This is a genomic window from Hymenobacter sp. B1770, from assembly GCF_049896385.1.
Lineage (GTDB): Bacteria > Bacteroidota > Bacteroidia > Cytophagales > Hymenobacteraceae > Hymenobacter.
In genome coordinates this window covers 358,011-371,780 of the sequence record NZ_JAFCUF010000002.1, presented here as the reverse complement: position 1 = coordinate 371,780, position 13,770 = coordinate 358,011, and the positions used below count along the sequence as shown (strand labels likewise).

The window sequence follows — 13,770 nt, the reverse complement described above, 5'->3', positions numbered from 1 at the left end:
CAATTATCGGGTGAATTGATTTCTAACGGGCGGCGACTGTGACGGGCAGTTCGGCGCCTATTTCCGCAAGGGCTTGCAGCAGCTGAGCGTTTTCGTGGGCGGTGCCCACAGTCAGGCGCAGGCAGCCGGCACAGCCGGGTTGGGTGGTGCGGTTGCGGACTACAATGCCACGAGCGCGGAGCTGGTCGTACAAAGCCGTGGCGTCTACTTTAAACCGAACCAGCAGGAAGTTGGCATCGGATGGGAAAACGTGGTCCACGAGGGGAAGCAGCGGCAACTCTTCCGCTAGCCGGGCCCGGCCTTCTAATAACTCGGCCTGCAACTCGGGTAGTTGCGGGGCGGCGGCCAAGGCAACCAAGGCGTGCTGCTGCGTGGCGGCTGAGATATTATAAGGCGGCTTGATTTTGTTGAAGTACTCAATGAGCTTCGGGGCGGCGTAGGCCACGCCCAGACGGAGGCCGGCGAGCCCCCACGCTTTGGAGAAGGTTTGCAGTACCACCAGGCGCGGGAATTCGGCTAGGCGGGTCGTCCAACTCGGCGCAGCAGCAAAATCAGCATAGGCTTCATCAACTACCACAATTCCCCGGAAAGTGCGCAAGATGGTTTCCAGCGCGGCTTCGGCCAGCAGGTTACCCGTAGGGTTGTTGGGCGAGCACAGGAATACGACCTTGGCCGATGAAGCAGTCAGCACTTCCACAGCATTGGTCGGCAACTGAAAGTTAGCAGTGAGCGGCAAGCGCTCGACGCGGACGTCGTTGAGATTGGCAGCCACCTCGTACATGCCGTAGGTAGGCGGGCACACGACTATGCTGTCCTTGCCCGGTGTGCAGGTGAGGCGCACCAGCAAGTCGATGGCTTCGTCTGAACCATTTCCCAAGAAAATATTAGCAGGCTCCACTCCTTTCAACCGCGCCAAATCGGCTTTGATGGCCCGCTGGTGTGGGTCGGGGTAGCGGCTGAAATTGTCGGGGCCCACCGAGCCAAGGCTGTTTTCATTGGCGTCGAGCATCACCGGGGCCATGCCTTCAAACTCGTCCCGGGCCGACGAATACGGCTGCATGCGCTCCACGCTAGGACGGATAAGGCCAGCATAGGGGTTGGCGGCAGTCGGGGCATTCTTCTCCGCATCCTGCCCCGTCCCTGCGGCCAAGGCGTCGAGGCGCAGCGTAACAGCCCGGGCGTGGGCGGCGAGGCCTTCGGCTTCGGCCATGGTTTCCACTACCGGGCCCAGGGCCCGCAGCCCTACTGGCGAAAGACGCTGGAAGGTAATTTTCTTAACAAAGGAATCGAGCGAAACTCCGCTGTACTGGCGGGCGTAGCCGCTGGTGGGCAGGGTGTGGTTGGTGCCCGAGGCGTAGTCGCCCACGGCTTCGGGCGTGAGGTGTCCCAGGAATACGGAGCCGGCGTTCACGACCTGTTCGGCCAGGGCTTCGGCGTTGTCGGTGGCCAGAATCAGGTGCTCCGGTGCATACTGATTCGAGAAAGCCAGCATGGTAGCCGCATCGGCCAGCAGCACGGCCCGGCTGTTGGCGAGGGCCTGCGCCGCCACGTCGCGCCGGGGCAACGATGCTAGCTGGCGGTCGAGCTCGGCCTTTACCTGCTCAATAATGGTCTGGCTGTCGCTGAGCAGCACCACCTGCGAGTCGGGACCGTGCTCGGCCTGCGACAACAAATCGGCCGCCACAAAAGCCGGGTTCGCGCTGGCGTCGGCCACCACGAGCACTTCCGACGGACCAGCCGGCATGTCGATGGCCACGCCAAATTCGGCAGCGGCCAACTGCTTCGCGGCGGTAACGTAGCGGTTGCCGGGTCCAAAAACCTTGTCGACGGCGGGCACTGTAACCGTCCCGATTGCCAGCGCGGCCACGGCCTGGGCGCCGCCTGCCTTCACCACCTTGTCGATGCCGAGTAGCTGCGCCACAAACAGAATAATCGGGTTCACGGAGCCATCGGGCTGCGGCGGCGTGCACACCACCACCTCTGGGCAGCCCGCCAGCCGGGCTGGCACCCCCAGCATGAGCAGCGTGCTGAACAAGGGCGCCGTGCCTCCAGGCACGTACAGGCCCACGCGCTGCACTGGCACGGCCCGGCGCGAGCACGCCACGCCGTGCATGGTTTCTACCTGCAACTCGGGTTCACGCTGGGCCCGGTGGAAGGTTTCAATGTTGGTTTTTGCTTGCCGGATGGCAGCTTGTAACTCGGCCGGAACCTGCGCGGCGGCCGCGGCAAACTCAGCTTCCGAAACTACCAAGCTGGCGAGCGTGGCCCGGTCGAGCTCGGCGGCCAAGGACAGCAGGGCGGCATCGCCCCGCTCCCGCACCTGTTCGAAAATAGCGCGCACGCGGGCGGCCACCTGGGGCGCTTCGGCTGCGGCGGGGCGCAGTTGAAGCGCGGGCCAGGTGCCGGGGTCAGGATAGGAATAGACTTGCATGGCGAACCGGCTAGGCAATCATCTTTTCAATGGGTAATACGAGGATGCCCTCGGCGCCAACGGCCTTAAGCTGGCTGGTGATGTGCCAGAAGTCGTCTTCCTGCACCACCGACTGCACCGAAACCCAGCCGGCCTCGGCCAGGGGCGTTATGGTGGGCGACTTGATGCCGGGCAGCAGGCGCCGCACTTCTTCCAGCGCCGACACGGGGGCATTGAGCACGATGTACTTGCTGCGCTTGGCGCGCCGCACGGCTTGCATGCGGAACTGCAACTGCTCGAGCAGCTCACTTTGCTCGGCCGTCAGGTTGGGCTGGGCAATGAGGACAGCTTCGGAGCGGAACACAGTTTCCACTTCGCGCAGGCCATTGCCGAGCAGGGTTGAGCCGCTGCTGACAATGTCGCAAATAGCCTCGGCTAGGCCAATACTGGGCGCAATCTCCACCGAGCCACTGATGGTGTGCAGGTTGGACTGCACGCCGTTTTCGGCCAGGTAGCGGCCCAGGATGTTGGGGTACGAAGTAGCAATGTTCTTGCCCTGCAGGGCCGCTATGGAGGCGTAGGCATCGGCACGGGGCACGGCCAGGCTCAGGCGGCATTTGCTGAAGCCCAGCGCTTCTACTTCCAGCTGGGGCAGGCCTGCTTCTACCAGCACGTTCTGACCTACTATGCCCAAATCGGCTACTCCATCCTGCACGTACCCCGGAATATCATCGTCGCGCAAAAAGAGGATTTCGAGCGGGAAATTGGTGGCTTCGGTCTTGAGCTTGTAGGTGCTGCTGATGAAGTTGATGCCGCATTCGCGAATGAGGGTAAGTGAATCCTCGCTTAGGCGACCGGACTTTTGTATGGCTAAACGTAGCATGAAGTGGGTAAAAGGCGGGCGCGGCCACCGTAGTAGCAACCATCATTTCGACCCCGGCAAGAATGCCCGATGGTGAAATTGCCCAAAATTGAATGAGAGAAGCCCGGCGCAAACACACCCCGGAGCGCGGCGGTGGAGGCGCGGGAGGCCGGTGCTAGCTTAGCACCCGGCACACAACCCGGCCTCCCACAGATGGTGGTGGCGATGATGGGCACCCACAACTACAGCATTGCCTGCGGCCACGCCAATAGCCAGCGCGGCAGTTGCATCAGAGCAAAACAGGGAAGCCAAACAGTTCATATGTGGGGCAAAGGTAGAACAGAAATTCAAAGGGTCATAAGCTGAACGCCTATTTCGTTTCGCAAGACCATACCAGCAACCTATGGCAAAGGTTTGGCCCAGATGAAGAATAATTGGCTGCTAGTTGTGATTATTATCATCAAATTCGCGCTCTATGAGCAATTTCATTGTATTTCTTAATGCCTTACAGCCGCTCAGCCCGGAACTGAATGACACCCTGCTAGCCAACACGTTGCGGGAAGAGTTGCCGGCTCACCACTTACTGCTGCAGCCTGGAAAAATAGCGCGGCGAGTATATTTTGTGGAAACCGGCCTGGTGCGCGGCTACATGCTGCTGCACGGCCGCGAAATTTCGTCGTGGTTTATGCAAGCGGGCGATTTTGTAATTTCCATCCTCAGCTTCTTCACCCAACAGCCCTCCGCAGAGTACCTGGAACTGTTAGAGCCGGCCGTGCTGCACTCCATCTCCTACGAGCAGCTTCAGGCCCTGTACCGGGACTTCCCTGAGTTCAATTTTATTGGCCGGAGCCTGATAGAGAAGTATTATGTACTGAGCGAGCAGCGGGCCTTGCACCTGCGCTCCCGTACCGCAGCCGAGCGCTACGATTTGTTGCTGCGAGACTTCCCGACGGTATTTCAGCGGGTGGCCGTGCAGCACATAGCCTCACACCTGGGCATGGCCCCGGAAACCCTGAGCCGACTGCGAAACAAGCTGCTGTAACACCGCCCGGCAAAGGCGAAAATGATATATATCAAGAAACTGCCGGGGCAGGGCCGCCACCTTTGGGTCATTCATTCACCCCCGAATTTTAAGGTCATGCTCCTCATAATTTTTGGCGTATTCGCCGGCTGCTTTGTACTCGAACGCCTGATTCCGGGCTGGAAACTACCCACGGTGCCCACTTGGACCATCCGGGTGCTGGCCGTCAACTTTCTCCAATTGCTGGTAGTGGTGGTTGCGGGCCTCAGCTGGGAAAAGTGGCTTTCGGCTTATTCGCTTTTTCATTTATCGAAGCACGTTCCGGCCTGGGCCGGCGGCATGCTGGCGTATTTCGTGGCCACGTTCGTGTTTTACTGGTGGCACCGGTGGCGCCACACCGTCGATTTTTTGTGGCAGCACTTCCACCAGATTCATCACAGCCCGTAGCGCATTGAGGTGATTACCTCTTTCTACAAGCACCCGTTGGAGATGACGGCAAATTCCATCATCGGAGGGCTACTAATTTATACGCTGCTGGGTTTGAGCACTCAGGCGGGGGCGATTTATACGCTGTGCACGGCCCTGGGCGAGTTTTTCTATCATACCAATGTGCGGACGCCCCGCTGGGTCGGCTATATCTTTCAACGGCCGGAAATGCACCGCATTCATCACGAGTATGAGAAGCACGCCAACAATTACGGCGACATTGTGTGGTGGGACATGCTATTCGGCACTTACCAAAACCCGGAGAAATTCACTACTTCGTGCGGATTCGACACTCCTAAAGAATTGCGGCTGCTCGACATGCTGCGCTTTCGCGACGTACACAAAAAGTAACGCTTGGTGCTTAAAACGGATGAGATAGGGCTAATTTGCAAGCTCTCCATTGGCCAACCCCATGAGCACCTTCCCCGATTTCCGGCGTTTCGCAGCTGCCTTCGAAGCCTTTGACAACGCAAACGCCGAAGACCCCAACCCGGAAACCGATGCCAACGGACGGGTTTGGCCCAAAGAACTGCTGTATGCCCAGCGCATGAGCGAGTGCCTGGCGCGCGTGGCCCCCGGCGCCCCCGAGGCTGTGCAGCTGGCGGCGCGCTGCCAGCACATCCGCCGCTGGACCATTCCAAGGCAGAGCTTTCCCCTGGACCGGCCAGGCTACCATCGGTGGCGCAATTCCCTGAAGCAGTACCATGCCGAGCTGGCGGGCCAACTGCTGGCGGAAGTTGGCTACGAGCCAGCCGTTATTGGCCGCGTACAGGCCCTGGTGCAAAAGCAGCAGCTGGCGCTCGACCCGGAAGTACAGCTGCTCGAAGATGTCATCTGCCTGGTGTTCCTGGAGTATTATTTCCTCGACTTCGCGCGCCAGCACCCCGAGGAGAAAGTCATCGACATTGTGAAGAAAACCTGGCGCAAGATGAGCCCCCAGGGCCAGGAATGGGCCCTGCAGCTCGCGCTACCCCTGCAGGCTCAAGGCCTCGTGGCCAAGGCCCTCGCATAATCTGGGGGTCCGGCCGTAGCCGGCACGTTGTGCGCCAAGGCCACCACCTCGCCAATAACAATGAGGGCGGGATACGTAATGCCCTGACTCGCGACCAGCTCAGGCAGGTGCTGCACTTGCCCAACGGCGACCTTCTGCTGCGGCAGGGTCAGGTGCTGAACGATGGCGGCGGGGGTGTCGCCTTGGCCCATGTTGCGGTAGGCGGCGGCTATTTCCGGGGCTTTTTTCAGGCCCATGTAAATTACCACGGTGGAGTTGCTTTGCATGGCCAGCCGCAGGTCGGCGGTGAGGGAACCGTCTTTTTTGGTGCCCGTCAACATCCAGATGCCTTCGCTCACCAGGCGGTGCGTGAGGGGGATGTCCTCGAAGCCCAGGCCCTGCATGCTGGAAATGCCCGGGACGTAGTGCGTGGCAATGCCGTTGGCCCGGGCAAAGAGTATTTCCTCAAATCCGCGCCCAAAAACGTAGGGGTCGCCGCCCTTCAGGCGCACCACTCGGCCACGGGTGAAGGCTTTTTCTAAAATCAACGCGTGAATAACCTCCTGCGGAGTGTAGTCACCATAAGGCTTTTTGCCCACGTAGATGCACTCGCACGACAGCGGCGTCATTTTCAGCAGGGCCTCATTGGCGAGGTTATCGTAGAGGACTACGGCCGCCGTTTGCAGCACTTTGAAGGCCTTTAAAGTTAGCAAGTCGGGGTCGCCGGGCCCCGCTCCTACTACATACAGTTCGGGGATGATATCAGCCATAGGGTTACTTAGAATAACTACTGGGAAATAAGCTAGCTTGCTTTTGATAAAGCATTTGGATTGGAAACCCAACGGGCGGCGGCCAAGGCTCCGGCGGCCAGCAGTGCCCCCAGGGCCAGGCGGCGCCAGCGTTTGGTAGCGGGAGGCTCATACCCTGCTCCTCCCACGAGCCCGGCCGTGACGGCATCCAGCGCCCGCACTTTCTGGGCAAAGTCTCCAGCCAGTTGTTGGCGGATGGCAGGCATTTTCTGCAGCACCGAATCCAGTTCCTCGGGCAGGGCAGCTTCCAGCACGGCGCGGAGACGTTTGGCCACCGTCGGAGACTGTCCATTGGTGGAAACTGCCACCTTCAGGGACCCTTTTTGCACCACCGAGGAGAGGTAGAAGTCACAAAGCGGCGGGGTATCGGCCACGTTCACCAGCAGGCGCCGGGCCCGTGCCGCCGTTTTAATGCGCTGGTGCAGAGCCGGGTCGTCGGTAGCGGCGAATACGATATCCACGTCTTGCAGAAATGCATCGTCGTAGGGTCCAGTGTGCAGCTTCACCAGCGGATGGCGTGCCGCCAAGGCCCGCAAGGCTGGCAAAAACGTGAGGCTTACTACCGTAACGGACGTTTCGGGGCTGCTGCGCAGGATGGCCGTGAGCTTCTCCAAGCCCACGTTGCCACCTCCCACTAGCAGCACGCGTAGCTGCTCGAGTTTGAGAAAGATGGGGAATAGTGGGTTGGCAATGGAGGGCTGAGGCACGGAAGCAAGGGGCAAGGAGAGTCAGAATAAAGTGTGGAGCTAGCTTTAGGACATTAAGCGTAGGTCAGGGCTTCCCGCGAAAGCAGGCTCGTGCCAGCGGGTGAACTCAGCGGCTGGGGTTTCGCAGGTTGAACAGCGGTAGTCGGGTAGCTCTTCCCAGAGGGTGCCAGGCGCCACTTCCTGGGCGGGGTCGCCGTAGGCAGCGTCGTACACGGTGAAGCACCGGGGGCACTGAGGCAGCAACACCCTGGTTGGTGCAACGGGTGGTTCCGGAACCGCAGCTTCCGAGTCCTCACGAAGTGCCCCAGTGCCCGCTTGCACGCAGTATTGATGGCATAGCTCAGCCAGGTACCAGCCCAGGCGGTCGCGTTGCACGTGCTGGCGGAAGAGGACAAAGTCGCGGGAGTTGGGGTTGAAATCGCGGGTGTGCAGTATCTCGAACTGCTCGCTGCTGCGCCCGGCTTGGGCTCGAACGACGATGGAGCCGAACAGGCCGGTCTGCGGCTGGGTCTTGATGGCAAAGCAGAGCTGGTAGGTGCGCACGTCCTCCTCGTTGAGGTAGCGCACCAGCTCGTGCTTGAGGGCGAGACCACCGGGGCAGTTGTCTTCTACCTGCCAGTTTAACTCGTTGGCGGCGTGGCGCACGTTGAGGCGGTGACGGCAAAGCACGGCATCCCACAAAGGACGGTCGGCCGGGGCGATGCCTTTTATCACCAACGATTTCCAGGGGGTGGTGCACACCTGGCCAATGCGGGTTTGGAGGCACACCCGGCACAGGTCCTTCAAAAAAGCCACGGTAAAGAGCTCATCACGGCGGTAAATGCCCAACCACAGCTGCTGCCCGGCCCGATTAAAGCCCTCGTAATACGGCAGCATAAAGCCCGGCAGCACCAACGGCGCGGCCACCGGCTGCTGCACCAGCGGCAGCGCGGCACTCACCTGGGCCTGCAGCTGCCCACCGGCCGTGGCCTCGTCCCGGAATCGGCTCGGGTCGGCAAGTAAGGCTCGCTCAAGCGCAGCGCTGAGGGCGGGCACGTCTTCTGAATACACCAAATGGGGCCAAGCATACCGGGTGCCGCTGCGCGGGAAGCGCACGTAAAGGTGCCAGTAATTGCTGGTGTCGGAGGCAATGAAATTGAGGTGACCCGTGAAGAATGGCACGAAAGTTTGCCGGCTGTCGACGAGGTTGATTTTCAGGCGCGGCCGGTAGTCAAACAGGTCCAGAATGTCCTTGTACACGCCTTCGCGCAGCCAGGCGGCGTTGTAAAAGACGTTTTCTCCCGCGTAGGAACTCACGATATTGGGATGCGCCTCCGCATCGGGGTCGCCCAATAAGTTGGCCGCGGCCAGGGCCTGCAACAACGCGCGCCGCCGAGCGGGCACCACTGCCAGCAGCAGCTGCTGGCGGTGGCCCAGCTGCACGTGTTCGACGCCGGCGGCTTCGGCGGCCGTCAGCACGGCCAGCAAGTCGCCGGCCGGCACAATGCCTCCCGGCAGGTTTACAGTGACCACGGAAAGCGGGGATTCAGAAGAGCTCATCAAACAGCACAGTCAGTTAATGGGTAGCCGGGACCAGGGCGGCGAGTTCCGCCAACAAAATCCGTTGCACTTCGGGCCGGCACGAGCCGCAGCCGGTGCCTGCGCCCGTGGCGGCGCAAAGACTTGAGAGGCTATGGCGGCCGTCGGCCACAGCCTGGCGTAGGTTGCCAGCCCCCACGTTGTTGCAGCTGCACACCAGCTTGCCGAGCACGGGCGCGGCGGTGGTGCCGCTGCGCAGGAGCTGCAGGCGCTTGTCGCTCAGCTCGGTTTTATTGGCTATCAGCTCGCGGAACTCCTGAAACTCGCTTTTATCTCCGATGAGGATGGCCCCCACCAGCCGGTCTTGGTGAATGATGCATTTCTTATAGTAGCGCTGGGCTTTGTCGATGAACACGATTTCCTCGTAGTCCTCGGCATTGGGGCATTCCGGCAGGCCAATGCTGCACAGGTCAAAACCGTGGATTTTGATAATGTTCATGAAGGTGCTGCCCTGGTAGCGGCTGCTCACGTCGCCGCTGAGGTAGCGGGCTACCACGGCGGCCTGCTGCTCGGCGGCGGCCGTGATGCCGTAGAGGACGCCCTCAAACTCGGCGATTTCGCCCAGGGCATACACGTTGGGGTCGCTGGTTTGCAATCGTTCGTTCACCTGCACGCCGCGCTTGCACACCAGGCCGCAGTCGCGGGCCAGCTCCAAATTGGGCACGGTGCCAATGGCCAGAATCAAAGCGTCGCAGTCGATGCGGCGGCCGCTTTGCAAACCCACGCCAGTGAGGCGTGTGCGGCCGTAGTAGAGCTCCACTTCATCGTTGAAGTATAGGTCGCAGCCCTGCTCGGCCATCTCATCCTGCAAGAGCTGGCTGCCCAAGGGGTCGAGTTGCCGGTCCAGAAACCGCGAGATGCGCTGGATGATGGTGACCTGGGTGCCCACTTCGCGCAGGGACGCGGCCATTTCCAGCCCCAGCAGGCCGCCGCCCACAATGACCACATGGGCCTGAGCGGGCAGGTGATTTTTGAAATTGTCGGCGTCGGTGCGGCTTCGCATCGTGAAGATGCCAGGCAGCGCGGGCACGTTGCGCGGCACCGCGGCGCGGCTGCCGGTGGCCATAATCAGCACATCGTAGTCGGTGCGCTGCCCGCGGGAGTCCACCACGTATTTCTCGGCGCGGTTTACCATTTCCACGCTCACGCCGCGCAGCAGGTGCAGGTTGTAGGCCGGCTCCTCGGCGTCATGCATTTTCACCAGCTGCTCCCAGCTTTGGTGGCCGCTGATGTAATCCGGCAGCATGACGCGGTTGTAAAACGGGAAGTCCTCCTTGCTGAAAATGGTGATATCGTCTTCCTGGTTGAGCTCGCGGTACGCTTTCACGAACCCAAACGCCCCAGCCCCGGCCCCCACCACCACGATGCGCTGCCGGGGCTTGCGGTACCTGACCACTTGCACGGCGCAGAACTTAAAATCAGGCTCTTTGGAAATTAGGTCGAGGGTACCAGCGGTAAGGTTGTTGGCACGGTTGAGGTCGGAGCCCAAAATCTTGCCCCAGTGCATGGGCAGAAACACCACACCCGGCCGGATACCAGTCGACAGCCGCGCCGCTACCCGCACCATGCCCCGCCGCGAATGCACCTCCACAAGGTCGCCCTCGCGCACATTCAGCGAGTCCGCATCCTGCGGGTGCAACTCCAAAAAAGCGTTGGGGCTGTGCTGGTTTAGCTTGCTCACCTTGCCAGTCTTGGTCATGGTGTGCCACTGGTCCCGAATGCGGCCGGTGGTGAGGATAAAAGGGAAATCCTCGTCTGGTGCTTCGCTGCGAAAAGCGGCCTGGATTGGTTGAATGAGCGCCCGACCCGAGGGAGTATGAAACCGCTTATCTGCAAATAAGCGGGATGAGTCGGACGCAATGCCGTTGGCGCGGTAGGGCCACTGCACCGAGCCGCGCTCCCGCAGCACAGCATAGCTCAGCCCCGAAATATCGAGGCTGGTGCCGGCCGTGAGGCGGGTATGTTCCTGGTAAATGGCTTCCGGATTGGGGTAATTGAACCCCGAAAAGCCCATGGCCCGGGCAAAGCGGCAGATGATTTCGGCATCGGGCAAGGCTTCGCCGGGGGCATCCACCACCTTGGCCAGGTGGCTGATGCGGCGCTCCGAGTTGGTCATGGTGCCTTCCTTTTCGGCCCAGGCGGCGGCGGGCAGCACCACGTCGGCGTAGGCCAGGGTTTCGGGCTGGTTGCTGATATCCTGCACCACCACAAACCGGGCTTTGGCCAGCGCGGCTTCGGCTTGGCGCACGTTGGGCAGGCTGGTGAGCGGATTGGTGCAGATTATCCAGATGGCTTTCAAGCGGCCGTCTTCCAGTGCCTCAAACATTTCGGTGGCCGTGAAGCCCGGCGTGGCCGCCAACGGCCCGCTGCCCCAGAACTGCTGCACCTCGGCCCGGTGCGCGGCATTAGCCAGGTTCCGGTGGGCAGGCAACAAGTTGGAAAGACCACCCACCTCGCGCCCACCCATGGCGTTGGGCTGGCCCGTGAGGGAAAGCGGACCCGCGCCGGGCTTTCCAATCTGCCCCGTAATGAGGTGTAGGTTGAGCAAGCTCAGGTTTTTGTCGACGCCCACGGCGCTTTGGTTCAGCCCCATGGTCCACATCGACATAAAGCCTTGAGCCGCCCCGATGTACTGCGCAGCCAGCCTAATGTCCGCTTCCGGCACCCCGCACAGCCGCGCCGATTCGGCCAGCGGGCGCTCCAGCACAATCTGCTGATAGGCCTCATAACCCTCCGCGTGGTGTTCAATGAAGTGCAGGTCGATGTCGCCGTTCTCAATCAGCACCCGGGCAATGGCCTGGTGCAGCACCACGTCGGTGCCGGGAATGATTTGCAGGTGCAAGTCGGCCAGGGCGCTGGTATCGGTGGCGCGGGGGTCTACTACAACAATTTTGGCGTCGGGGTTGGCGGCTTTGTGGGCCTCCACGCGTCGCCACAAAATGGGGTGGCACCAGGCTGGGTTGGCCCCGGTCACGAGAAAGCAATCGGCCAGTTCGATGTCGTCGTAGCACACGGGCACGCTGTCTTCGCCCAGGGCCATTTTGTAGCCCACCACCGCGCTGCTCATGCACAGGCGCGAGTTAGTATCAAGGTTATTACTGCCAATGAAGCCTTTCATCAGCTTGTTGATGACATAATACTCCTCCGTCAGGCATTGGCCCGACGCATAGAATGCCACCGAATCAGGCCCGTATTGCTCAATGAACGTGGTAAAAACCGCTGCCGTGCGCTGCAGGGCTTCGTCCCAGCTCACGCGTTGCAGGGGGCGGCTCTTGCTGTACCGCATCTGCGGGAACAGCAGCCGGTCGCGGCGGTCGTTCACGGTGTATTGCAGGTTGAGGCCTTTGCTGCACAAGGCTCCCCGGTTCACGGGGTAGTCGGGGTTGCCCACCACGCTCACGTCGCCGTTCTTTTCCTTTTGTACCAATACGCCGCAGCCTACCCCACAATAGCAGCAAGTCGACGGAGCAGCAACGGGAGCAGAAGATTTCATGGGCTTATGGAATTGGAGGGCAGCGACCTCAGGAGAAAGTGCGGGCGCAGGACTTACGCCCCGGCCAGGGTAAGCGGGGCCTCGGGGGCGGCATCGGCAGAATCTTTCACGACCAAGCGAACCAGCAAAACCATTCCACCCACCACGGCCACGCCCACTCCGATGTAGAGAAAAGCCGTGCTGTAGCTAATACTGGAAGATTTGAAGAGGAAGCCCACCAGCATGGCACCCAGGTTGCCACCCGCCCCCACAATGCCGCTCACGCTGCCAATGGCTTTTTTATTCACGAAAGGCACGATGGAATACGTGCAGCCATTGGCCATTTTCAGAAACATGGCAAACAGTAGCATGGACGTGATGGCCAGCGTGAGACTAGGCGCCAGCGAAAACACGGCTATGCCCGCGCCCTCCAGCACCAGTAGCCCACTCAGCAGCAGCCATTTGCCGTTCATGCCATAAGCCCGGCCGGCGCGGTCGCTCACGATGCCGCCCAGGCCCCGAGCGAAAATATTCATAAAGCCAAAAATGCCGGCCAGCAGGCCCGCCACCACCAGCGAGGCCCCAAAATGGTCGACGAAGTACACGGCGGCCACGTTGTCGATGGTGATTTCGATGCCAAAGCAGGCGCCGTAGGCCAGTGCCAGCAGCCAGGTGCGGTAGTCGCGCAACGCCACCATAAAGGTGCCCTTGGCTTTGGCGGCGGGGTCGCGGGGCAGGTCGCGGTAGTTGCCCCGGGGCGTGTCGGCAGTGTATTTGTAGTACACCACGGCCATAAGGAGCAGGATAACGCCCGGCACCACCATGGCCAGCCGCCACGAATTGGCGGTATCGACGTAGCCCAGGGCCACGAACCCGGCTGCTACCAAGGGCATGAGCATGTTGGCAATGCCGCCACCCAGGTTGCCCCAGCCGCCGGCCACGGCGTTGGCCGTGCCCACGATGTTAGGCGCAAACATCATCGAGGTGTGAAACTGTGTGATGACAAACGAGGCCCCGATGATGCCAATGGCCAGGCGAAACAGCAAAAAGCTCTCGTAGCTGTTGCTCAGGCCAATGAGCATAACCGGCAAGGCGCCCACCGCCAGCAGAATGGTATAAGCCAGCCGCGGCCCCAGCGTGTCGCAGAGCCGGCCCATAATCAGCCGCGCCAGGATGGTAGCCGACACCGAGGCAATCACGATGTTGCCCACCTGCCCCTTGTCCAAATGCAGCTGCTCCCGCACCAGGGGCATGAGCGGGGCAATGCCAAACCAGCCAAAGAAGCAGAAGAAGAACGTGAGCCAAGTGAGGTGAAATGTGCGCATCTGCACGCCCTTGGTGGCGAAGATATTGAGCCGGTTCAGGGGCTGCTGGTCAAGTTGCGAAGCATCCATAAGCGGGGTTGTTTAAGGGTAAACCTTTTGGGACCTGATG

11 protein-coding genes are annotated in these 13,770 nt (G+C 61.0%); 4 read left to right on the top strand and 7 right to left on the bottom strand.

Features of this window, described 5'->3' with window-relative positions; translation table 11 throughout:
• Positions 1-22: 22 nt before the first annotated feature.
• Both hisD and hisG read right to left on the bottom strand, forming a co-directional pair.
• Positions 23-2,431 (bottom strand): histidinol dehydrogenase, encoded by a 2,409-nt coding sequence (hisD, locus tag ACP7AJ_RS05515; RefSeq protein ID WP_426059193.1) that lies wholly within the window; start codon positions 2,429-2,431, stop codon positions 23-25.
• 10 nt (positions 2,432-2,441) lie between these two features.
• Positions 2,442-3,293 carry an ATP phosphoribosyltransferase gene (gene hisG, locus ACP7AJ_RS05510; protein WP_426059192.1) on the bottom strand — a complete coding sequence of 284 codons (852 nt, stop codon included), beginning with the start codon at positions 3,291-3,293 and terminating at the stop codon, positions 2,442-2,444.
• Positions 3,294-3,747: 454 nt separating this feature from the next.
• On the opposite strand from hisG, the gene ACP7AJ_RS05505 reads away from it, so the two are divergent.
• From ACP7AJ_RS05505 to ACP7AJ_RS05490, 4 genes are all read left to right on the top strand, one after another.
• Complete coding sequence (locus ACP7AJ_RS05505) at positions 3,748-4,314, top strand: Crp/Fnr family transcriptional regulator (RefSeq protein ID WP_426059191.1); 567 nt, start codon at positions 3,748-3,750, stop codon at positions 4,312-4,314.
• Positions 4,315-4,410: 96 nt separating this feature from the next.
• Positions 4,411-4,740, top strand: coding sequence for a sterol desaturase family protein (locus tag ACP7AJ_RS05500; RefSeq protein ID WP_426059190.1), 330 nt, complete (start codon positions 4,411-4,413; stop codon positions 4,738-4,740).
• Positions 4,741-4,749: 9 nt separating this feature from the next.
• Positions 4,750-5,130, top strand: coding sequence for a sterol desaturase family protein (locus ACP7AJ_RS05495; protein ID WP_426059189.1), 381 nt, complete (start codon positions 4,750-4,752; stop codon positions 5,128-5,130).
• Positions 5,131-5,191: 61 nt separating this feature from the next.
• The gene (locus ACP7AJ_RS05490) at positions 5,192-5,791 is read left to right on the top strand and encodes a DUF4202 domain-containing protein (protein WP_426059188.1); all 600 of its coding nucleotides are present in this window, start codon (positions 5,192-5,194) and stop codon (positions 5,789-5,791) included.
• On the opposite strand, the gene cobA is transcribed toward ACP7AJ_RS05490, so the two are convergent.
• The 5 genes from cobA to ACP7AJ_RS05465 are packed head-to-tail and all read right to left on the bottom strand — an operon-like array spanning position 5,761 to position 13,730.
• On the bottom strand, positions 5,761-6,540 hold the full coding sequence (gene cobA / locus ACP7AJ_RS05485) for a uroporphyrinogen-III C-methyltransferase (RefSeq protein WP_426059187.1): 780 nt from the start codon (positions 6,538-6,540) through the stop codon (positions 5,761-5,763). The genes ACP7AJ_RS05490 and cobA overlap by 31 nt on opposite strands.
• A 32-nt stretch (positions 6,541-6,572) precedes the next feature.
• On the bottom strand, positions 6,573-7,301 hold the full coding sequence (locus ACP7AJ_RS05480) for a precorrin-2 dehydrogenase/sirohydrochlorin ferrochelatase family protein (RefSeq protein WP_426059186.1): 729 nt from the start codon (positions 7,299-7,301) through the stop codon (positions 6,573-6,575).
• A gap of 30 nt (positions 7,302-7,331) precedes the next feature.
• Entirely contained in the window at positions 7,332-8,825 is a 1,494-nt protein-coding gene (locus tag ACP7AJ_RS05475) for a rubredoxin (RefSeq protein WP_426059185.1), read from the bottom strand.
• Between the two features lie 16 nt (positions 8,826-8,841).
• Positions 8,842-12,357: a molybdopterin-dependent oxidoreductase gene (locus tag ACP7AJ_RS05470; protein WP_426059184.1), complete on the bottom strand. Its 3,516-nt coding sequence runs from the start codon at positions 12,355-12,357 to the stop codon at positions 8,842-8,844.
• A gap of 53 nt (positions 12,358-12,410) precedes the next feature.
• Positions 12,411-13,730, bottom strand: a complete 1,320-nt coding sequence (locus tag ACP7AJ_RS05465) for an MFS transporter (protein ID WP_426059183.1) — start codon at positions 13,728-13,730, stop codon at positions 12,411-12,413.
• Positions 13,731-13,770: the final 40 nt, after the last annotated feature.

Bases quoted from the DNA above. Each gene is read 5' to 3' on its own strand.
- hisG (WP_426059192.1), bottom strand. From the start codon at position 3,293: ATGCTACGTTTAGCCATACAAAAGTCCGGTCGCCTAAGCGAGGATTCA.
- ACP7AJ_RS05475 (WP_426059185.1), bottom strand. From the start codon at position 8,825: ATGAGCTCTTCTGAATCCCCGCTTTCCGTGGTCACTGTAAACCTGCCG.
- hisD (WP_426059193.1), bottom strand. From the start codon at position 2,431: ATGCAAGTCTATTCCTATCCTGACCCCGGCACCTGGCCCGCGCTTCAA.
- ACP7AJ_RS05470 (WP_426059184.1), bottom strand. From the start codon at position 12,357: ATGAAATCTTCTGCTCCCGTTGCTGCTCCGTCGACTTGCTGCTATTGT.
- ACP7AJ_RS05490 (WP_426059188.1), top strand. From the start codon at position 5,192: ATGAGCACCTTCCCCGATTTCCGGCGTTTCGCAGCTGCCTTCGAAGCC.
- ACP7AJ_RS05500 (WP_426059190.1), top strand. From the start codon at position 4,411: ATGCTCCTCATAATTTTTGGCGTATTCGCCGGCTGCTTTGTACTCGAA.
- cobA (WP_426059187.1), bottom strand. From the start codon at position 6,540: ATGGCTGATATCATCCCCGAACTGTATGTAGTAGGAGCGGGGCCCGGC.
- ACP7AJ_RS05465 (WP_426059183.1), bottom strand. From the start codon at position 13,730: ATGGATGCTTCGCAACTTGACCAGCAGCCCCTGAACCGGCTCAATATC.
- ACP7AJ_RS05505 (WP_426059191.1), top strand. From the start codon at position 3,748: ATGAGCAATTTCATTGTATTTCTTAATGCCTTACAGCCGCTCAGCCCG.